Source organism: Actinomyces faecalis (assembly GCF_013184985.2).
In the GTDB taxonomy this organism is placed as follows: Bacteria; Actinomycetota; Actinomycetes; order Actinomycetales; family Actinomycetaceae; genus Actinomyces; species Actinomyces faecalis.
Map to the genome: position 1 here is coordinate 1,090,085 of NZ_CP063418.1, position 20,575 is coordinate 1,110,659.

Annotated in this window: 16 protein-coding genes; 11 read left to right on the plus strand and 5 right to left on the minus strand. The window is 70.1% G+C overall.

The features are described from left to right. Positions 1-248: 248 nt before the first annotated feature. The 6 genes from coaD to HRL51_RS04660 all read left to right on the plus strand — a co-directional run bounded on the left by coaD (position 249) and on the right by HRL51_RS04660 (position 4,659). A complete protein-coding gene (gene coaD / locus HRL51_RS04635) occupies positions 249-734 on the plus strand; it encodes a pantetheine-phosphate adenylyltransferase (protein WP_172120815.1) in 486 nt (161 codons plus the stop codon). A 57-nt stretch (positions 735-791) separates the two neighbouring features. Further along, entirely contained in the window at positions 792-1,379 is a 588-nt protein-coding gene (locus HRL51_RS04640; RefSeq protein ID WP_172120814.1) for an ATPase, read from the plus strand. A 92-nt stretch (positions 1,380-1,471) separates the two neighbouring features. Then, a complete protein-coding gene (locus HRL51_RS04645) occupies positions 1,472-2,038 on the plus strand; it encodes a YceD family protein (protein WP_172120813.1) in 567 nt (188 codons plus the stop codon). Continuing rightward, the gene (rnc, locus tag HRL51_RS04650) at positions 2,038-2,871 is read left to right on the plus strand and encodes a ribonuclease III (protein ID WP_172120812.1); all 834 of its coding nucleotides are present in this window, start codon (positions 2,038-2,040) and stop codon (positions 2,869-2,871) included. The genes HRL51_RS04645 and rnc overlap by 1 nt, the downstream gene beginning before the upstream one ends. Continuing rightward, complete coding sequence (mutM, locus tag HRL51_RS04655; protein ID WP_172120811.1) at positions 2,864-3,901, plus strand: bifunctional DNA-formamidopyrimidine glycosylase/DNA-(apurinic or apyrimidinic site) lyase; 1,038 nt, start codon at positions 2,864-2,866, stop codon at positions 3,899-3,901. Before rnc ends, mutM begins: the two co-directional genes overlap by 8 nt. 104 nt (positions 3,902-4,005) lie before the next feature. After that, positions 4,006-4,659, plus strand: a complete 654-nt coding sequence (locus HRL51_RS04660; RefSeq protein WP_172120810.1) for a response regulator — start codon at positions 4,006-4,008, stop codon at positions 4,657-4,659. A 32-nt stretch (positions 4,660-4,691) separates the two neighbouring features. Here HRL51_RS04660 and HRL51_RS04665 read toward each other — a convergent pair whose 3' ends face one another. The 5 genes from HRL51_RS04665 to HRL51_RS04685 form a co-directional block, all read right to left on the minus strand. Beyond that, entirely contained in the window at positions 4,692-6,620 is a 1,929-nt protein-coding gene (locus tag HRL51_RS04665) for a GAF domain-containing sensor histidine kinase (RefSeq protein WP_172120831.1), read from the minus strand. Between the two features lie 43 nt (positions 6,621-6,663). Continuing rightward, a complete protein-coding gene (cydC, locus tag HRL51_RS04670; protein WP_172120809.1) occupies positions 6,664-8,463 on the minus strand; it encodes a thiol reductant ABC exporter subunit CydC in 1,800 nt (599 codons plus the stop codon). Then, complete coding sequence (cydD, locus tag HRL51_RS04675) at positions 8,460-10,235, minus strand: thiol reductant ABC exporter subunit CydD (RefSeq protein ID WP_194256549.1); 1,776 nt, start codon at positions 10,233-10,235, stop codon at positions 8,460-8,462. The genes cydC and cydD overlap by 4 nt, the downstream gene beginning before the upstream one ends. 201 nt (positions 10,236-10,436) lie before the next feature. Then, positions 10,437-11,573, minus strand: a complete 1,137-nt coding sequence (gene cydB / locus HRL51_RS04680; RefSeq protein WP_172120808.1) for a cytochrome d ubiquinol oxidase subunit II — start codon at positions 11,571-11,573, stop codon at positions 10,437-10,439. 23 nt (positions 11,574-11,596) lie between these two features. After that, entirely contained in the window at positions 11,597-13,120 is a 1,524-nt protein-coding gene (locus HRL51_RS04685) for a cytochrome ubiquinol oxidase subunit I (RefSeq protein WP_172120807.1), read from the minus strand. 1,255 nt (positions 13,121-14,375) lie between these two features. Between HRL51_RS04685 and HRL51_RS04690 the strand changes: the two genes are divergently transcribed. The 5 genes from HRL51_RS04690 (at position 14,376) to proB (ending at position 20,557) form a co-directional block, all read left to right on the plus strand. Next, positions 14,376-16,874 carry an Rne/Rng family ribonuclease gene (locus HRL51_RS04690; RefSeq protein ID WP_413228086.1) on the plus strand — a complete coding sequence of 833 codons (2,499 nt, stop codon included), beginning with the start codon at positions 14,376-14,378 and terminating at the stop codon, positions 16,872-16,874. A 190-nt stretch (positions 16,875-17,064) separates the two neighbouring features. Then, a complete protein-coding gene (gene rplU, locus HRL51_RS04695) occupies positions 17,065-17,385 on the plus strand; it encodes a 50S ribosomal protein L21 (protein WP_006549481.1) in 321 nt (106 codons plus the stop codon). A gap of 54 nt (positions 17,386-17,439) precedes the next feature. Next, the gene (gene rpmA / locus HRL51_RS04700; protein WP_172120805.1) at positions 17,440-17,697 is read left to right on the plus strand and encodes a 50S ribosomal protein L27; all 258 of its coding nucleotides are present in this window, start codon (positions 17,440-17,442) and stop codon (positions 17,695-17,697) included. Between the two features lie 137 nt (positions 17,698-17,834). After that, entirely contained in the window at positions 17,835-19,400 is a 1,566-nt protein-coding gene (obgE, locus tag HRL51_RS04705) for a GTPase ObgE (RefSeq protein WP_172120804.1), read from the plus strand. After that, positions 19,397-20,557, plus strand: a complete 1,161-nt coding sequence (proB, locus tag HRL51_RS04710; protein WP_244960242.1) for a glutamate 5-kinase — start codon at positions 19,397-19,399, stop codon at positions 20,555-20,557. The genes obgE and proB overlap by 4 nt, the downstream gene beginning before the upstream one ends. The last annotated feature ends 18 nt before the right edge of the window (positions 20,558-20,575 follow it).

Genomic DNA, 20,575 nt, shown 5'->3' on the forward strand with positions numbered 1-20,575 from the left:
GGCGTCTCAGGTGCCTTCGGCACTGGCTGAGCTGCCTCTGAGCACGTCGCTTTCGCTTCTGAACAGTCGATTCCATTGCGGCGCGCATAGGAATCGACTGTTCAGAAGCGAAAACGATGGAAGACACAGGCGGGTGCTAGTCGGGGCGCGGGCGAGCGTTGGCGCGCCCCGGCTGCGCCGTCGGCCACAGTGAGGTCGGCGGCGGCGCGTGTCCAGCGGGGAGGCGGTCAGGGCGATACCCTCGCCGCATGACCCTCGCCGTCTACCCTGGCTCCTTCGACCCGATCACCAAGGGTCACCTTGACGTCGTCGCACGTGCCTGCACCCTGTTCGACCGGGTCGTCGTGGGTATCGCACACAACGCCGCCAAGTCGGGTCACCACCTCTTCGACGCCGAGGTGCGTGCCCGGCTCGCGCGCCAGGCGTTGGCGGACCTGCCCGGGGCCGAGGTGGACCTGGTGCCGGGGCTGCTGGCGGACTACTGCCGCGAGCGCGGGGCCACTGCCATCGTCAAGGGGCTGCGCAACGGGACGGACCTGGACGCCGAAGTGCCCATGGCACTGCTCAACCGGGACCTGGGCGGTCCTGAGACGGTGTTCCTGACCGCCGCCCCGGCACACGCTCACGTCTCCTCCTCGCTCGTCAAGGACGTGGCCCGCCACGGCGGAGACGTCTCGGGGCTCGTCCCGGACGTGGTCCTGGCCGTCCTGTACCAGGAGCTGGGCCGGGACTGACAGCGCGAGCCGCTCCCACCACCAGCCACCCCAGACACCTCAAGGAAGGATGACCTCGTGACGACCAGGCCAGACGCGGGAGACGACCTGCTCGCGATCCTCAGCGAGCTCGACGCCCTGATCTCGGGCTCGCGGACGATGCCGATGAGCGCCTCCGTCATCGTCAACCGGGAGGAGGCGCTCGACCTCGTCGAGCGCGCCCGCCAGGCCGTGCCCGGGGCCGTGCGTCGGGCCGAGGACATCGTGGCGGACGCTGACGCCGTGGCCGCCCAGGGGCGCCAGGAGTCCGAGCGGCTCGTGAGCCGTGCCCACGAGGAGGCCGAGCGCCTGGTGTCCGCGGAGAACGTCGTGCGTCAGGCCAACGACCGTGCTGACGCGATCATCGCGGCGGCTGAGGAGAAGGCCGCCCAGCAGCGGCACGGTGCTGACGACTACAGCGACCGCACCCTGGCTGCCCTGGAGATCGAGCTGGGCCGGATCGGGGACCAGGTGCGTGCCGGTCGCGAGGTCCTGGCCGGTCGCCTTCAGGCCCGCAGCGCCTCGGGCTACGGCCCCGGACACACCGAGTCCGAGCGCTCCGAGCCCACCCGCCGCTCCCTGCGGTCCTCAGCCAGCTGGTCGGTGGACCCCTCCGCCCAGCGCTGAGAGCCCGGCCCTGTGGTTCCAGGTGCCGAGCGGGGCAGGTAGATTCGCACCGCAAGGTCCTCGTCCTGGACCGTGAGCATGAGGAGGAAGCCGTGACCGGACTCGTCGTCGACATCGTGGACCTGCCGCGCGCGGTAGGTTCGGTCAAGAACGTCCGTCTCGACGTGACCGCGCCCGCAGGTCTGGGCACGGAGGTCATCGGCGTGCCTGAGAGCAGCGCGATGGTGCTGGAGGCCTCGCTGACCTCGATGGAGGACGGCGTGCTCGTGCGTGGGGAGGCAGACCTCCACGTCCACGGTGAGTGCGTGCGCTGCCTGCGGGACCTGGACGAGGACCGCACGGTGGTGTTCGACGAGCTCTACTTCCTGCCCGAGGCCGCTGAGGCCCAGAAGGCGGAGGGGGACGAGGAGGCGGACGACCTGTTCCTCGTGGGGGAGACGAGCCTGGACCTGGAGCCGGCGCTGCGGGACGCCCTGGTCCTGGACCTGCCCTTCCGTCCCCTGTGCCAGCCGGACTGCGCCGGTCTGTGCCCGGAGTGTGGTGAGCGCCTGGACGACCTGCCCGAGGACCACCACCACGAGGTCCTGGACCCGCGCTGGTCCGCTCTGTCGGCGCTCCTTGAGGAGCCCGGGGAGCAGGGCGAGGGGGACCAGGCCTGATGTCCCGAGGCTCACGCAAGCCCTCCCGCCGACAGGCTCCCCCGGCCCGCACGGACGTCGAGTCCCTGGTCTACCGCTGGGGCTGCCAGATCGAGCCCGCGCTGCTGGACCTCGCGCTGACCCACCGCTCCTGGGCGCACGAGAACGGCGGGCTGCCCACCAACGAGCGTCTTGAGTTCCTGGGGGACGCCGTCCTGCAGATCATCGTCACCGAGGACCTCTTCCGTGACCACCCGGAGGTGCCTGAGGGACAGCTGGCCAAGATGCGTGCGGCCACGGTCTCCGAGCCGGCCCTGGCAGGCGTGGCCCGGGACCTGGGACTCGGGGAGTTCATCAAGCTCGGCAAGGGCGAGGCCCTGTCTGGTGGGAGGGACAAGGACTCGATCCTGTCCGACACGGTCGAGGCTCTCATCGGCGCCACCTACCTTACGGTCGGCCTGGAGCCGGCCCGCGAGGTCGTCCTGCGACTGGTCAGCCGCTTCCTCACCGCAGCGCCCTCGCGCGGCGCGGGCCTGGACTGGAAGACGAGCCTGCAGGAGCTGGCCGCCGTCCACCACCTGGGCAGTCCCAGCTACCGCGTCACCAGCGTCGGCCCCGACCACGCCCGCGTCTTCACCGCCGTCGCCCTCGTGGCCGGCCAGGAACGTGGAGAGGGGACGGGCAGCTCGAAGAAGGTGGCCGAGCACGACGCCGCCGAGGCTGCCTACGCCTCGATCCTGGCCTCTGACGGGGACGGCGGGCTGGAGATCCCCGGCGCCACCGACGCCCTGCGCGCGGACCTGGGCCTGCCCGTCGCTGGTCAGGGTCCCTCTGCCGAGGGCCCACGTGCCTGAGCTCCCTGAGGTCGAGGCCGTCCGTCGCGGTCTGGAACGTCATCTCCTGGGTCGTGAGGTCGGCGAGGTCGAGGTCCTGGACCCTCGGGCGCTGCGCCGTCAGGACGGAGGCGTCAGCGTCTTCCGTGACGGCCTGGCTGGCCGCAGGATCGAGGCCGCAGTCCGTCGCGGTAAGTTCCTGTGGCTGGTGCTCGACGACGGCAACGCCCTGTCCGCCCACCTGGGCATGAGCGGTCAGCTGCTGGTCCGCGGCACGACGTCGTCTCCCGCTCGGGACGACGCCTCGCGGCCGCAGCGGACGTCGCCGGTGTCGGACTTCCTCGGGGACCCGGCGGCTGGGACGGTGGACCTGACCGCGACCCGCGCGCCGAGCCTCGTGCGTGACCTCGATCTCCGGCCGCGGCACCTGCGTGTGCGTCTGCACCTGTCCTCCCGGCGCGGGGACCCGGCCTCTGCTCGTGGGGCTGCGCTCGACCTGGTCGACCAGCGCATGCTCGGGGGGCTCAGGCTCAGCGCCCTGGTGCCTACCGCTGACGGTGGGCCCGGTGGGGAGGGAAGCCGTCTTGCGCTCCTGCCGCAGGATGCCGCGCACGTCGCCCGTGACCTGCTGGACCCGGCTGCTGACCTTGGTCAGGTCCTGAGGCGGATGAGGGCCTCGCGCCGCGCGGTCAAGGCGCAGCTCCTGGACCAGGAGCTGGTCTCCGGGATCGGCAACATCTACGCCGACGAAGGTCTGTGGGCCGCACGGGTCCACGGCGGGACGTCCGGTACCAGGCTGGGGCCACGAGTGGGGACGCGCCTCCTGCAGGCCGTCGCCGAGGTGATGCGCCGAGCCCTGGCTGCAGGCGGGACGAGCTTCGACGCGCTCTACGTCGACGCTGAGGGCGCTGCGGGCTTCTTTGCCCGGGAGCTTCAGGCCTACGGCCGGGCGGGCCAGGCCTGCAGACGCTGTGGGACGCAGATGAGGCGCGAGGTGCTGACGGGCCGGAGCCACACCTTCTGCCCCCGCTGTCAGCGCCCGCAGCGGTAGCCGGGCGGGTCCGGTGCTGACGGGCCCCGTGAGCACGCGCTGAACGCGCTCATCATGCGTGAGCTTGTGTGACGTTGGTCCCCAGCGCTGGTACCCTCTCAGGTATGCCGACTTCCTCCTCTTCCGAGCAGGTCCGCGTCATGATCGTGGACGACCACGAGATCGTCCGGCGCGGAATTGCCGAGATCATCGATCGTGCTGACGACCTTGACGTCGTCGCCGAGGCCGGTAGCCGCGCTGAGGCGGTCCGCCGTGCCGAGCTGGTCCGTCCCGACGTCGTGCTGGTGGACCTCCAGCTGCCGGACGGCACCGGGATCGAGGTGATGGACGACCTGCGGGACGCGGTGCCCGAGGCGCTGCCGATCGTCCTGACCTCCTTCGACGACGACGAGGCGCTGGCTGAGGCCCTGGAGGTCGGGGCCCGGGCCTACCTGCTCAAGACCGTCCACGGTGCGGAGATCTCCGACGTCGTGCGGGCAGTGGCTTCCGGGCGGGTCCTGCTGGACGAGCGCACGGTGACCCGGCGTCGTGCGGACCATGACGACCCGACCGCGGACCTGACCAACGCCGAGCGCAAGGTCCTGGAGCTCATCGGTGACGGCTTGTCCAACCGCGAGATCGGTGAGCGGCTCGGGGTGGCGGAGAAGACCGTCAAGAACCACATCACCTCCCTGCTGGCCAAGATGGGGCTGCAGCGCCGCACCCAGGTCGCGGCGTGGGTAGCCGGCCAGCGCGCCTCCGGCTGGCGGCGCCACTGAGACTGCCCGCAGGCCCAGAATCACAGGGTGAGTTAGGCCACGCGGGAAGCGTTTGGCCCAGCCAACGGCACCCGCCATGTGAAACAGGTCCCGCGCCGTCCGCCGTCGGAGCGGGCCCGGGGCCCGATGACGAAGCTGCCGCCGTGGCGGCGTGCGCGCTCAGCCATGTTGGCGGTCCCCGACCGCCGGGTCACCGAGGGGTCGACGCCGACCCCGTCGTCGCGGCACACGATCTCGACGAAGGGGCTGCCGGTGAAGGGCTCGGTGTTCCCGGTCGCGGCATCGCCTGAGCCCTCGTCAGCGGTCTCGACGCAGTCGACGGGGACGATGCCCTCCAGCTTGATGTCCACCGTCACTGACGAGGCCCGAGCGTGACGGGCGACGTTGCTCAGGCCTTCACGCACGACCGCGACCATGTCGTCGGCGATGTCCGGCTCGACGGCTGCGTCGACGGCGTCGGTGAGCTCGTCCTCGGCCTCGCGCGGTACCTGGGCCAGGCCTCGGCCGTCCACGCTCAGTAGGAGGGAGGGGGCGTAGCCCAGGGAGGTACGAGCCAGTGACGCCTCACGACGCAGCCGCTCGACGAGGCTCACGTCCTCGTCGCGGTCGCGCAACGACCTGACGATGGAGCGGATCTGACGGACGGACTCGTCGACGGCGACCAACGAGGACTCCAGCACCTCGCACACGGCATCGACATCCACGGTGTCGCCGGCCTTGGAGGCCTCCTTGAGATGGTCCTTGACCGCCGTGATCTGCATCCCTGTGGCGAAGAGCTGCTGGATCGCCAGGTCGTGCAGGTCCCGCCCGATCCGGTTACGTTCGCCGAGTAGGAGGGCCATCTCCTCGGCGTGCTGGGCGTCGGCGAGCTCGAAGGCCATCATCGCCTGGCTTGCAACCAGCTCGGCGATCTCCAGGTCCTGGGCGGTGAAGACCGGGCCGTCCTGCTCCCGCAGGAGGAGCATGACGCCCATACCCTCGCCGCGCTGGACCATCGGGGCGTACAGCGCTGGGCCAAAGCGGGCCAGTGCCTCGATCTTCAGCCGTTCACCCTGCCACAGCTCGTGGAGGGAGGGCACGATGAGGCCTGTCTGCTTAGCGAGAGTCTGGAGCGCACGCCCCTCTGCCGGGAACCGGATCCCGATGAGCTCAGAGCTGTGGGCGCCGTCGGCGATCTCGCACACCCAGGTGTCACCAAGACTGGGCAGGATGAGCACGGCAGTGTCCGCGTGAGCGACCTCGCGGACCCGCTGGGAGATGAGGGTGAGCACCTCGTCCTCATCGATACCGGACAGGAGCATCGTGGTCAGTTCCTGGGACACAGCCATCCACTGCTCACGGCTGCGTGCGACGCGGTACAGGTGGGAGTTCTCTACGGCGACTGCTGCCGCTTCCGCCAGCGTGGCGACCGTGGTGACATCCGCCGGGCCGAATCCGCCGGGCTTGTCACACAGGTAGAGTCGGCCGTAGACACGGTCGTGGACCTTGAGCGGGGCCGAGAGGACAGAGCCGGGATCCTCTCCCTCGATGGCACCGGTGAAGGCGGAGGAGCCCATCAGCTCGTTGACGATGACGACCTCCTGCTCCGAGTTGGCGGTGCCCAGCAGCGCCTGGAGGTGCTCGGGAGAGGCTGTAGCCGAGCCTGCTGTCACCGGTTCACTGGACTGTCCCGTGGTGCGTGAGTGCTCGAAGACTGCGATCGTGCCCCAGGCGGCTCCGGTCAGTGAGCAGGCGGAGTCCACCAGCCTGCTCAAGGCATCGGGCACCTTTAACGAGCTGGTCAGGCGCAGTGCGGCGCGCAGGAGGTCGACCGTGGTCTCCTCCAGCGGCTGGGCGACTCTGCGGCTGCGGGTGGAGCCGAGAGAGTCGGAGTGGACGGCGTAGGTCAGTGGGCCCAGGCCGGAGGAGTCCTCGGGGCTGGGCACGCTCGGCAGGGCCATGAGCATCTCGGCGGAGGGCATTCCTGGCACCATGACGCCGTCGTCGCGCTCGGGAAGGCCGCGATCAGGCACGGGGGCTCATCTCCTGCTCCAGGGACCAGCGGTAGGCGGGGTCCTGCTCACTCAGCTCAGCGTGGGTCCCGCGGGCCCGCACGCGGGCGGGCTCTCCCGCCTGGGAACCTAGCACCAGGACCTCCTGGGCGCTGGCGAGGGCGGACAGCCTGTGGGTGACCAGCAGGACACCGCGTGAGGCGTCCGCGGTGAGCAGGTCCTCCACCAGCTGGTCGGCGGTACCGGTGTCCAGGTGCTCAGCGGGCTCGTCCAGCAGCATGAGGGGAGCCGGAGCCGCCAGGGCACGGGCCAGCAGCAGACGGCGCCGCTCACCGCCTGACAGCGCGGTGGCGTCGGTACCCACGACTGTGTCCAGGCCGTCAGGGAGCGTGGTCAGCCAGGGCCCCAGGCCAGCACGCTCCAGGAGTCCAGCAGCCTCCTCAGCGGTGACGGAGCCACGGGCCACACGCAGGTTCTCCAGGACCGAGGTGTCGAAGATGTGCGCGTCCTCCTGGGTGAGGGTGACTCTCTGGGCCACCTGGTCGCGGGGGACCGACCAGGGAACGACGCCGTCCAGGGCCAGCTCACCGGCACGCGGCGGCAGCAGCCCGGCCAGGGTCAGCAGGAGCGTGGTCTTCCCGATGCCTGAGGGACCGACGACCGCCAGGCGGTCACCTGGGCCCAGGTCGAGGTCGATGCCCTCGGCGACGACCGGACCACCGGGCCATCCCACTGCCAGGCCTCGGGCCTTGAGACGAGATCCCTCAGAACCCGGGTCCTGCAGACGCACGGCCGGCTCGCCGGCGGCACGGGGCGTGGGAAGGGCCGTGGTCTCAGCACGGTCGAGCAGCTCGACGACGCGCACGGCCGCTCCGGCGGAGGTCACCAGCTGCACCGAGGCCGGCCCCAGGTTGGCAGTGGCCTCGAAGGCGGACAAGGGCACCAGGACGATGACGGCCAGCCACACCGGAGCCAGGGAGCCGCTGGCCACGGCCGGCAGCCCGACCAGCACCGCTCCGAGGACGGCCAGTCCCATCGCCAGGGTGTCCACCGCGGCGGCCAGGGCCGCCGGCCGTGCAGCCTTGTCCCGGGTCGTGGCGAGGTGACGCTCGACCTCGTCGAGGCCGGTCAGCAGGGCCAGCATCCTGCCTGCCACGCTCAGCTCGCTGCCGCCGTCGATGGCGGTCAGGGCGGTGGCAGCCAGGTCCGTGGCCTGCTCCTGCCGGGCGAGCTCGGCGGCGCGGGCCGAGCGGATGGTGGCCACAGGGCCCAGGACGCCGGCAAGGAGCAGGCAGGCAGCCAGGACCAGGCCAGCGGGCCAGTAGACCAGGCCCATGGCGAGGCTGGTGACCACACCGACCGTGGCGGCCACTCCTGCGGGCAGGAACCCGCGCACCACCAGGTCGCCGACGGCGTCCACGTCCGTGCCCACGCGGGACAGGACGTCCCCGCGACGCAGGCGGGCCACCGTGTCGGTGCGGGAGGAGGCAAGGATCTCGTACACGTGGGTACGCAGGGCGTTCATCCCGCGCAGCGCGGTGTCGTGGGAGACCAGTCGCTCGCAGTAGCGCAGGACCGAGCGGGAGATACCGAACAGACGGACCATGACAGGGGCCACGCCCAGCGCGACGACGTCGGGCATCTGGGAGGCCCGGGCGATGAGCCAGGCGGCGACTCCCGACAGGGCGACGGCAGAGACCAGACCTAGCGAGCCGGTGACCACCGACAGGACGACCCGCCCGCGGTCCAGCTCCAGCAGCGTCAGGGCACGGCGCAGCGCACGGCGCTCGTCACGGGTCAGGAACAGGCTCATCGGGCGACCTCCTCGGGCTCCTCAGGCTGGCCGACGGCGGGGCTGACCGGGGAAGGACGGGCGGTACGGCCCTCGTCCTGGCCGACGGTGGGGTCAGGGGCGCAGGAGACGGTGACGACGTCGTCGGCGAGCGCCAGCACGCTGGGACGGTGGGCGATGACGACGACGGTGCGGCCGGAGGCCCTCAGCGCTGCCAGCCCGTCCAGGACGTGAGCCTCACTGGCTGCGTCCAGGTGGGCGGTGGGCTCGTCCATGACCACCAGGGGAGCGGTCTCCACCAGGGCCCGGGTCAGGGCCAGGCGCTGACGCTGTCCCACCGACAGGCCGGTGCCGCCGTGGCCCACTGGGGTGCTCCATCCCAGCGGCAGGGAGGCGACCACCTCGTCCAGACCGGTGACCTGGGCGGCTCTGACGACCTCCTGGGGGACCGGGAGGTCGGCACCTGCGCCGCTGGTCTCGTGGGAGCCGGAAGGGAGGGTGTTGCTCAGGACCGTGCCGGGCAGGAGGACGGGGCGCTGAGGAACCCACGAGATCTGATGCCACCAGGTGGCCGGATCGATCTCTGCCAGGTCCTGCGCGACGCCGTCGGCGCTGACGACCCGGACGCTGCCTCGCTCCGGCGCCAGCAGGTCCAGGAGGACCTGGGAAGTGGTCGTCTTGCCGGCGCCGGAGGGACCTGACAGAGCGGTCAGCCGCCCGGGGCGGATCGTGGCAGTGAGGTCGTGGGGGGCCCAGGCGCCGCGAGCCGCCACGCTCAGGTGCTCCAGCTCGATCGTGGCGCCGGCCAGGTCAGGAGCAGGCTGCGTACCGGTACGGGGGACCGGGGTCTCCAGCACCTCGAAGACCGCCTGCGCGGCCGCCACTCCGTTGGCGGAGGCGTGGAACTGGAAGCCGACCTGGCGCAGGGGCTGGTAGACCTCGGGCGCGATCATGATGACCAGCAGCCCGGTGGCCAGGTCGATGTGGCCGAACAGAAGGCGGAACCCGACCTCGACGGCGATGATCGCCACGGACAGCGTCGTGAGGAACTCCAGGACCGCGCCGGACAGGAAGGCCACACGCAGGGTGGCCATGGTGGTGCGGTTGTAGGCGCGACCGAGCTCGCGAACGCGTCGTCCCGGTCCGATCTCGCGCCCCAGGGCCTTGAGGGTGGGCAGCCCGGCGATGAGGTCGAGGACCTGGGCACCCAGGCGCTCCATCGCCTCCAGACGGTCCGCCGAGTGCTGCTGGGTCATCTTGCCGATCAGGATCATGAAGATCGGGATGAGCGGGATCGTCAGGACGACGGCGACCGTGGAGGGGACGTCCTGGAGGAGCATGACCAGGCCGGTCAGCGGCGTGACCGTGGCCGCCATGAGCAGCTGGGGAAGGTACCGGGTGAAGTAGGGCTCCAGGTCGTCCATGCCACGGGTGAGCAACGTCGTGGTCTCGGCGCCGTGAGAGGCCTGCCAGCGTGGGCCCAGGGCGGCAGCACGCTCGATGACCAGCCGGCGCAGCTCGATGATCGTGCCGGTGGCAGCCCGGTGCGCACGTGCCTCCTGGACCAGGAGCACCAGGGCCCGCATGACGACGACCACGGCCAGGACACCGACCAGGGGAAGGACCTGTGCCATCGTCTTGTCCTCGGTGATGACCGGGGAGATGACGCGGGAGATGAGGAAGGCCTGCGCGACGACGAGGACGGCTGTGAGCAGCCCGGTCACCGCCGTGGTGAGGATGTAGCGCCGTGCTGAGCGCGCGTGGCGCATGAGGCGGGGGTCCAGTGGCTTCACCGCTCCAGGATAGTGGTCTGCTTTCCGTCGCTTTCGCCCCGCGACAGTCGCTTTGTGTGCTGCCGGCTGCTCAAGCGACTGTTCACAGGCGAAAGCGACGCTGAGGCAGAGACGAAGGCCCGCCCGCCACCCAGCGTTCCTGGATGACGGGCGGGCCCGGTCTGTCACGGCTCACAGGTGACTGTGAGCCCTACTCGGCTGTCAGTAGCCGACGGCGGCCTCTGGCTGGGCGGAGTCGCGCACCTTGGTGGGGTGCAGGCCGCCCTCGTTGGGGTCGATCTTCTCGGCGTTGACGCGCTTGGAGAAGACCTTGTAGCCCCAGATCGTGTAGAAGAGCACGACCGGCACGAAGATGACCGCAGCCACCGTCATGATCGCCAGGGTGGTGTCATCGGAGGCGGCCTGGCCGATGGTCAGGGAGTAGGCCGGGTCGATCGTCGAGCGCATGACGTCGGGGGCCATGGCGGCGAAGATGAAGACGACGGCGAATGCGATCCCACCGAAGTGGAGGGCGAAGGCCCAGCCCTGACGGCCCTTGTAGGTCATCAGCAGCGAGGCGATGAGGAAGACTGCGGCGACGACCAGCGGGATCCAGGACAGGACGTTGGGCGAGAACTGGATCTGCGCCCACAGCGCCCACACGGCGCACAGCGCGGTGGAGACGATCGCCGACTTGCGGGCGAAGGCCTCGGCGCGAGCGGACAGCTCCCCGGCGGTCTTGAGCGCGGTGTAGAGCGCACCGTGGGTGAGGAACAGCGTGCAGGTGACCAGACCACCCAGGATGGTGAAGGGGGTCAGGAGGCTGAAGAAGCCACCGGTCAGCTCGTGGGAGGCGCCCGGGATGAGCATGTCGGAGTCGATGAGAGCGGGGTCGACAACGTTGCGAGAGACGACCTCGACGACCTCGATCTTCATGCCCTGGACCAGGTTGGCGAAGGCAGCACCCCACAGGATGGCGGGGAGCCAGGTGGAGACGGTGTGCGCCCAGTCCCAGTTGTCACGCCACTTCTGGGAGTTGATCTTGCTGCGCCACTCGATGGCGCAGATGCGGACGATCAGGCACAGCAGGATGAGGAAGAGGACCAGGTAGGCACCCGAGAACAGGGTGCCGTACCACTCCGGGAAGGCGGCGAAGGTGGCGCCACCGGCGGTGAGCAGCCAGACCTCGTTTCCGTCCCAGTGCGGGCCGATGGTCTTCATCATGGCTCGCCGCTCCTGCTCGTTGCGGCCGAGGATCTTGAGCAGCATGCCGACACCGAAGTCGAAGCCCTCAAGGGTGAGGTAGCCGATCCACAGGACGGCGATGAGGATGAACCAGAGGATGGAAAGCAGCGTCATGGTGTGTTCTCTCTTCTCTCGGCTCAGTACTCGAAGGACAGAGCAGGAGCGGCCTGGGTAGCCTGCTCGGAGGTCACCGAGGTCTTCTCCGTCTGCGTGCGCACACCCTCACGGATGTAGCGGCGCAGGAGCATGAACCAGATGACGCCGAGCCCGGCGTACAGGAGGGTGAAGATGACCATCGAGGTCAGGACCGTGCCCGAGGAGACCACGGTTGACACGCCCTGCTGGGTCAGCATGTAGACCTGGCCAACCGGGTCTCCGGCCTCGAAGGAGGCGAGGTTGGGGGCCACGACCCACGGCTGACGGCCGATCTCGGTAAAGATCCAGCCGAAGGTGGCAGCCAGGAAGGGCAGGCCCATCGACCACAGGGCGAGCTTGCCGTAGCCCGAGGAGGTGATGAGACGGTCCTTGCGGATGAGCCACAGGGTGACCAGGCCGATCAGGACGCTGAGCCCACCCAGGCCGATCATGGCGCGGAAGGACCAGAAGGTCGTCATCTCGTGGGGGGTGTAGTCGATCTCGTTGCCCGCGGCGTCAGTAGCCCCGTAGTTGCTGGCGTACATCTCCTGAGCCTCTTTGAGACCCATGACCTCGGCGTTGGGGTCATTGGTGGCCATAAAGGAGTAGACCTTGGGAATGGTGATGATGTGGGAGGCGGAGCCGTCCTCACATGAACCGAAGGCGGCGACGGTGAAGCCGGCACCCTGGGCGCTCTCGCACAGCATCTCGGCAGCCGCCATCTTGGCGGGCTGCTCCTTGACGACCAGCTGGCCCTGGAAGTGGCCCGAGACCATGCACAGCACTCCGGCGATCACCATGGTGATCGCACCGAAGCGGGTCATGCGGCGCCACAGCTCGCGCGCCTCGAACTCCTGCTTGGCCTTGGCCGCCTTGGTCATCCACCACACGGACACGCCCAGGATGATGGCGCCGGCCACCAGGAAGGAGGTGGTGATGGTGTGGAAGAAGGTGGTCCACAGCAGGGGGTTGCCCAGGACCTCGAAGAAGCCGCCGATGCCGTCAAGCACGGCGCGTCCGGTGTCAGGGTCAACCTTGGCCCCCACCGGGCGCTGCATCCAGGAGTTGGCACCCAGGATGAACAGGGCGGAGATGTTGACGCCGATGGCCACCATCCAGATGCACAGGTTGTGCAGCTTCGGGGACAGGCGGTCCCAGCCGAAGATCCACAGGCCCATGAAGGTGGACTCGAGGAAGAAGGCGAGCAGAGCCTCAAAGGCAAGGGGAGCGCCGAAGATGTTACCGACGAAGCGGGAGTACTCCGACCAGTTCATGCCGAACTGGAACTCCTGGACGATACCCGTGGCCACGCCTAGGGCGAAGTTGATCAGCAGGATCTTGCCGAAGAACTTGGTGGCCACGAGCCACTGCTTGTTGCCGGTGCGGTTGTAGAGGGTCTCCATCAACGCCACCAGCGGTGCGAGACCGATCGTCAGAGGGACGAGGATGAAGTGGTAGACGGTCGTGATGCCGAACTGCCAACGAGCGAGGTCGAGGGAGTCCAGCGCCAAGGGTGTGAGGACCACCAGCGCCACCTTTCATAGGGAGTGATGACTTCAATAGGGCTGCCGGGACCGAGGTCACGGTGACACGGGTCAAGTGTAACCGCGGCGTGACGCGGTGTCGTCAAAGCGGCTTCGTTGATATGTCAATGTTGTGACGCTTTGGCCTCATGTGTCAGGTAGGTGGGTTTTTTCAGCGCCTGGGACTTTGGGCGCGGTCGACATCAGGACCTTGGTCCTGGATACTTGGCGGGCCGAGAAGCCGCAGGATTCCGCTGGGGGCGATGCTCCGGAGGTGGTCGTGACACCAGGAGGGGGTGAGGAGTGTGGGATACTCGCTCTGGCCCCGGGTGTCACGTACCGGCCCCCGGTGTCCGAACCTCGTGGTCCACCCCGTCCGGGAGCCTTGCGCCGCCTTGAGCGCTGCTGCGGTCCCGGCTCGTGCGGGTGACGACGACGGCCGGCGCCGCATGGCGCATACGCAGACTTTCTGCTCCGCTCGCGGAGCACGACCGTGCCGCGGCCTCGTGGGTACGACGAGAACCGTGGTGCCCGGAGAGTGCATCGCACCATGACGACTTCCCCAGACCGCAGCCAGGTCGAACCGGCCCCCGAGCCGCAGGCCTCTGACCCGTCCCCTGAGACCGAGGCCGCCACCGAGGCCCCCGTCAAGCGCGCACGTCGCACGACGACCCGTCAGACGGCGACGAAGGCCGTTGCCAGGAAGACCGCCTCCTCGAAGTCTGAGAAGACCGACGGCGAGGAGCCGCCCTCCCAGTCCGCCCAGGAGGAGGCACTGCGGAGCGAGGCGGAGGAGGCTCCCAGGAAGACCGCTCGGAAGCGGCCTGCTGCCAAGACCTCCCAGACCGGCAAGGCGGCCACGAGCCGCACGCGCCGGTCCTCCTCGGCCAGGAAGGTCGAGGAGACCACCACCGCGCAGGAGGACGCCGGTCAGGTCCAGGAGACTGAGCCGGCAGGGGAGGGCCCCCAGGTACGGGTCGTCGAGGCGACCCAGCCCGCGTCCCAGGCAGCGGCGACGGACCCGGAGGCCGCGCCCGCGAGCGAGCCCGCACGCCGGCCGCGTCGGTCACGCAAGGTCACGGCCACCCAGTCAGCGCCGACCCCGGCGCCGGTGCCGCAGGACGAGGCTGTTCCTGTCGTGGCTGCGGCTGCGCCGGCTGCTCCTGAGACCGAGGAGGACGCGGTCTCCCGCGCGCACACCACGACGCGGCGCCGTCGTCGTGTCAAGGCTGTCCAGGCCGCTGCTGACGCCGCACCTGTGGTGGAGACCCTCGTGGCTCCCCAGGAGCCTGAGGACGAGCCGGCCCAGGCCTCGGAGGAGGACGTCGCCCAGCCTGCCGAGGTGCAGTCCTCGACGGGCTCGGTCGACTCCGCCCCGTCCGCGTCCTCGGCTGACGGGGCGCCTGAGGACGACGACCACACCGACCAGGACGACGAGCCCCGGTCTGCTGAGCAGGATGACGCTGGCGACGACGAGGAGGAGGATGCTGGCTCCTTCCTGCCGGCAGCCTCCCTGCTCTTCCAGGCGCCCGACCCCGCGCGAGCCCGTCGCCGCCGCAAGGTGACGGCTGCGCAGGCGGCTCCGGCCGCCGCACCGGAGCCGGAGGAACCCGGCAACGAGGAGCGCGGGGCCGCGGACACGGGCAGCGAGCCTCAGCCTGAGGGCGAGGAGGCTCGGCCGGCTCGCCGTGGCCGCCGTCGTCGCAAGGCCACCGCTGCCCAGGCGGCTCCTGAGCAGGCACCTGAGCCCACTGCCTCGGCCTCGCCCGCCGGCTCGGCTGACGATGCCTCCTCCCAGGAGGAGCCTGAGGAGCGAGAGGACCGGGACGACTCGGAGGAGAGCGCCGGCGGTCGCCGCAAGCGGCGCCGTGGGGGGCGCGGGCGCCGCTCACGCTCTCGTGGTGAGGGCTCCTCCGAGCCCGAGGAGACCCAGGACGAGGACGTCTCGCAGGACGAGTCCCGCGAGACGGAGACCTCGTCCGCTGACGAGACGGCCGAGGACGGGGAGGCGAACGGCGAGGAGAGCTCGCCGAGCTCACGCCGTCGTCGCCGTCGTCGCTCCCGCTCACGCTCGGACTCCGGCCGCGACGTGCGTGACGAGGTGACGGCCCTCAAGGGCTCGACCCGTCTGGAGGCCAAGCGCCAGCGTCGCCGGGAGGGGCGTGCCGCGGGACGTCGTCGGCCTGTCGTCACCGAGGCGGAGTTCCTGGCTCGCCGTGAGTCCGTGGACCGTCAGATGATCGTGCGCGAGCAGGACGGTCTCAACCAGATCGCCGTCCTGGAGGACGGGACGCTGGTCGAGCACTACGTCGCCCGCCACACCCAGACCTCGATGGTCGGCAACGTCTACGTCGGTCGCGTCCAGAACGTGCTTCCCTCGATGGAGGCTGCCTTCGTCGACCTGGGCAAGGGCCGTAACGCCGTGCTCTACGCCGGCGAGGTCAACTGGGACGCCGCCGGCATGGAAGGCAGGCCCCGCCGTATCGAGGACGCGCTCAAGAGCGGGGACACCGTCCTGGTCCAGGTCACCAAGGACCCGATCGGTCACAAGGGCGCGCGCCTGACCAGCCAGGTCACGCTGGCCGGTCGGTACCTGGTGCTCGTGCCCGGCGGCACGATGACCGGGATCTCGCGCAAGCTCCCGGACACCGAGCGCCACCGTCTCAAGGGGATCCTCAAGCGCATCGTCCCTGACGACGCCGGCGTCATCGTGCGCACGGCGGCTGAGGGCGCCAGCGAGGAGCAGCTGCGGGCCGACGTCGAGCGCCTGGCCACCCAGTGGGCGGCGATCGACAAGAAGGCCAAGCAGGTCCTGTCCGGGTCCGGACGCGCCCCCGTCCTGCTCAAGGGGGAGCCCGAGCTGGCCGTGCGAGTGGTGCGTGACGTCTTCAACGAGGACTTCCGTCAGCTCATCGTCCAGGGGCCTGACGCCTGGAAGACCATCTCCGAGTACGTCACCGAGCTCAGCCCCGACCTGGCGGACCGCCTGGAGCACTGGGTGAGCCCCGAGGACGTCTTCAGCGCCCACCGCATCGACGAGCAGCTGGCCAAGGGATTTGACCGCAAGGTCTGGCTGCCCAGCGGCGGTACGCTCATCATCGACCGCACCGAGGCCATGACAGTCATCGACGTCAACACCGGGCGCTTCACCGGTGCCGGTGGCACCCTGGAGGAGACGGTCACCCGTAACAACCTCGAGGCGGCCGAGGAGATCGTCCGCCAGCTGCGGCTGCGGGACATCGGCGGCATGGTGGTCATCGACTTCGTCGACATGGTCCTGGAGTCCAACCGCGACCTGGTGCTGCGCCGTCTGGTGGAGTGCCTGGGGCGCGACCGCACCCGACACCAGGTCACTGAGGTCACGAGCCTGGGCCTGGTCCAGATGACGCGCAAGCGTGTGGGACAGGGGCTGGTCGAGGCCTTCTCCACGCCGTGCGAGTGCTGCGGCGGGCGAGGCTTCATCGTCCACGAGAACCCTGTGGAGAACCAGCAGGCGGACATGTCCGCCTCGCGCGGCTCCAAGGGACGACGCGGCAAGGGGGAGAGCGAGTCCGGTAGCAAGGCTCGCGGTCGGGGCCGCAAGGGGCCTGACGCCGACGACGTCGCTGACGACGCCACGCGTGCCGCCGTCCGCGGTGCGCTGGCTCAGATCGCGGCGGCGGCCGAGCACGCCCACAAGGACGCTGCTGAGCACGCTCAGGACGCCGAGCCTGAGACACGCGAGTCCGCTGAGTCCGCTGAGGTCTCAGAGGACTGAGTGAGCCTGTTGAGGTGACTGACCTGGCAGGACCGTGCGGAAGAACACAGCCGTCACGACCCTGCTCAGGTTGGCCAGCCAAGGCGGATCGCATAAAGTGGTCCGCCGGTGCGTCTCGCACCTTGCCCAGGAGACGGGCCCAGCCGAAGCGCCTCGCGCTGGCAGGGTCCGTCCGAAGATTCCGACAGAGATGAGCATTCAAGTGGTCTACGCGATCGTCAAGGCCGGCGGCCGTCAGGAGAAGGTCTCCGTCGGCGACGTCGTGGTTGTCGACAAGCTTGCCGGTGAGATCGGCGACGAGGTCACCCTCGCCCCCGTCATGCTTGTGGACGGCGACGCGGTGACCACCGCTGCTGCCGACCTGGCCAAGTCCTCCGTCAAGGCCGAGATCATCGGCGACGAGAAGGGCCCCAAGATCAACATCCTCAAGTTCAAGAACAAGACGGGCTTCCGCAAGCGTCAGGGTCACCGCGCCCAGCTGACGGCCGTCAAGGTCACCGCGATCAAGTGACTGACCGCCCACGCGGCATTCTGAACGCACCAGCTCGAGAGAAAGAAGCCTGACATGGCACACAAGAAGGGTCTTGGTTCCTCCCGTAACGGCCGTGACTCGAACGCCCAGCGCCTGGGTGTCAAGCGCTTCGGCGGCCAGTTCGTCGGCGCCGGTGAGATCATCGTCCGCCAGCGCGGCACGCACTTCCACCCCGGCAACAACGTGGGTCGCGGCAACGACGACACCCTGTTCGCCACCGCTGCCGGCAACGTCGAGTTCGGCACGTACCGCGGCCGCAAGGTCGTCAACGTCGTGGCTGCCGAGGCCTGAGCCTCCAGCACATCACGCTTTCGCGAGGGCGAACGGCTTCGGCCGTCCGCCCTCGCGGCGTCTAGCCTGACCTCATCCACAGCCTCGCACGGCCCACGCTGGCGGCCGCGCCCGCCGTCGTCCCCCTAGGAGGAGACATGCCCAGCTTCATCGACCGAGTGGTCCTCCACGTGGCTGGAGGCGACGGCGGCAACGGCTGTACCTCGATCCACCGCGAGAAGTTCAAGCCGCTGGCCGGCCCCGACGGCGGCGACGGCGGTCACGGCGGCGACGTCGCCCTCGTGGCCGATCCTGACGTCACCACGCTGCTGAGCTACCACCGATCACCCCACCGCAGTGCGAAGAACGGCACCCCCGGCATGGGCAGCTGGCGTCGCGGCGTGGACGGGGAGGACCTGGTCCTGCCCGTGCCGACCGGCACCGTGGTCAAGACGCCTCAGGGCGAGGTCCTTGCGGACCTCGTCGCAGCCGGTGACCGGGTCGTCGTGGCAGCGGGTGGTACCGGCGGGCGCGGCAACTTCTCCCTGGCCTCCTCAAGGCGCCGAGCCCCGGGCTTCCACCTCCTGGGCGAGCCGGGGGACCGCCTGGACGTGGTCCTGGAGCTCAAGACCATCGCGGACGTGGCGCTCGTGGGGTACCCAAGCGCCGGGAAGTCCTCCCTCATCGCAGCCATGAGCGCCGCACGGCCCAAGATCGCCGACTACCCCTTCACCACCCTCGTGCCCAACCTCGGCGTGGTCGAGGCGGGTGCCACTCGCTACACCATCGCCGACGTCCCGGGCCTCATTCCCGGGGCCTCCCAGGGCAAGGGGCTCGGTCTGGACTTCCTGCGCCACATCGAGCGCTGCGCGGTGATCGTGCACGTCCTGGACTGCGCCACGCTGGAGCCGGGGCGCGACCCTCTCAGCGACCTGGACATCATCGAGTCCGAGCTCGCCGCCTACGCCTCGCGCCTGGGGCCCACGGAGTCGGACCCGGCCCTGACCGGGCGCGTGCCGCTGATGGAGCGGCCGCGCGTGGTCGTGCTCAACAAGGTGGACGTTCCTGAGGCCGAGGAGCTCGCCGAGCTCGTCCGTGAGGACATCGAGGCACGTGGGCTCAAGGTCTTCGTCGTCTCGGCCGTGGCTCACACCGGGCTACGCCCGCTGTCCTTCGCCCTGGCCGAGCTCGTCGAGGCAGCGCGCGCCGCCCAGCCTGAGATCGCCGCCCCCGAGCGCCCAGTGATCCGGCCGGTCGCCGTGGGCCGGCGGGGCGGGGAGGCCGTGGCGCAGGTCGCGCTCATCCGGCACCCCAGCGAGGGGCAGGTCTACCAGGTTCGTGGGGACAAGCCGGAGCGCTGGGTGCGCCAGACCGACTTCACCAACAACGAGGCAGTGGGTTACCTCGCTGACCGCCTGGCGACCGCAGGCGTGGAGGACGAGCTCGTGCGGGCCGGTGCCCACGCCGGGGACTGCGTGCTCATCGGCGAGGTCGACGGCGGTGTCCTGTTCACCTGGGAACCGACCGTCACCGCCGGCGCCGAGCTCCTGGGGGCGCGCGGTACGGACGTGCGTGTGGAGGACTACCACCGTCGCACCAACGTCGAGCGCCGCGAGCAGTACCACGCCTCGATGGACGCCAAGGAGGCCGCGCGTCGTCAGCTGCGCGAGGAGGCGGCCGAGGGGCTGTGGACCGACCCGTCCTGGGACGAGGACAGCCGGTGAGCGCGCAGGACACCGGCCGCACCGCGACGACCCGTCCCACCGCGCTGCCGGCCGGCGCGCGGCTGGTGCTCAAGGTGGGGTCCTCCTCCCTCACGCGCGAGGACGGCGGACTCAACCTCAACCGGATCGACATCCTCACCCGGCTCATCGCCAGCCTGCGACGACGCGGACACGACGTCGTCCTCGTCTCCTCAGGCGCAGTGGCGGCCGGGCTGCCGGCGCTGGGTATGGAGGAGCGTCCCAGCGAGCTGCGCCTGCTCCAGGCGGCGGCGAGCGTGGGCCAGGGGCGACTCGTCTCGCGCTGGCAGACGGCGATGAGCACCTACGGCCAGGTCACCGCCCAGGTCCTGCTCACGTCCCAGGACGTCGCGGTACGACGTCACTACCGCACCGTGCGCGCCACCTTCGACGCGCTGCTGTCCATGGGGGCGGTGCCGGTGGTCAACGAGAACGACGCCGTGGCCAACGCCGAGTTCAGCCTGGGGGACAACGACCACCTGGCCGCGCTGGTGGCCCACCTGGTCAGCGCGGACGTCCTGGTGCTCCTCACTGACGTCGACGGGATGTGGACGGCCAGGCCGGGCACGCCGGGAGCCACCCCGATCCGGTACGTCCCGGACGTGACGCACCTGGAGGGTGTCAACGTCGACGTGCGCGGCTCCGCCCTGGGCACTGGAGGCATGCGCACCAAGCTGCAGGCCGCGACGATCGCCTGCGCCTCGGGTACGGACACCGTCATCGCCAGCGCGGACGACGCCGTCAGGCTGCTGGGGCCCGACGGCGTCCCGGAGGACCTGGGGACCTGGTTCTCGGCCACCGGGCCGCACCGACCCAGCCGCCGGCTGTGGATGGCCCACGCCTCGGTGCCGGAGGGGCGGGTCCTTATCGATGCCGGCGCCGCCCAGGCGCTGACGGTGGGTAAGAAGTCGCTGCTGCTGCCCGGGGTCACCGGGGTGTCCGGCGACTTCGAGTCCGGAGCGGTTGTCGAGGTCGTGGGCCCCGACGGCGTGCTGGCGCGAGGTATCTGCCGCTACTCGGCTGCCGAGCTCGACGAGGTCCTGCAGGCTCGCCGCAACGGGGGTGAGGTCCCGGACCACGTGGCTCCGGTGGTCCACCGTGACGACCTCGCCGAGCTGCCTCACGGGCTCGGAGCCTGAGGCGCTCGCTCTGGTCCG

Excerpts from the sequence above, each read along its gene's own strand:
- coaD (WP_172120815.1), top strand. The coding sequence starts at position 249 with ATGACCCTCGCCGTCTACCCTGGCTCCTTCGACCCGATCACCAAGGGT.
- obgE (WP_172120804.1), top strand. The coding sequence starts at position 17,835 with ATGCCCAGCTTCATCGACCGAGTGGTCCTCCACGTGGCTGGAGGCGAC.
- HRL51_RS04665 (WP_172120831.1), bottom strand. The coding sequence starts at position 6,620 with ATGCCCTCCGCCGAGATGCTCATGGCCCTGCCGAGCGTGCCCAGCCCC.
- rnc (WP_172120812.1), top strand. The coding sequence starts at position 2,038 with ATGTCCCGAGGCTCACGCAAGCCCTCCCGCCGACAGGCTCCCCCGGCC.
- rplU (WP_006549481.1), top strand. The coding sequence starts at position 17,065 with ATGAGCATTCAAGTGGTCTACGCGATCGTCAAGGCCGGCGGCCGTCAG.
- cydC (WP_172120809.1), bottom strand. The coding sequence starts at position 8,463 with ATGAGCCTGTTCCTGACCCGTGACGAGCGCCGTGCGCTGCGCCGTGCC.
- HRL51_RS04660 (WP_172120810.1), top strand. The coding sequence starts at position 4,006 with ATGCCGACTTCCTCCTCTTCCGAGCAGGTCCGCGTCATGATCGTGGAC.
- cydB (WP_172120808.1), bottom strand. The coding sequence starts at position 11,573 with ATGACGCTGCTTTCCATCCTCTGGTTCATCCTCATCGCCGTCCTGTGG.
- rpmA (WP_172120805.1), top strand. The coding sequence starts at position 17,440 with ATGGCACACAAGAAGGGTCTTGGTTCCTCCCGTAACGGCCGTGACTCG.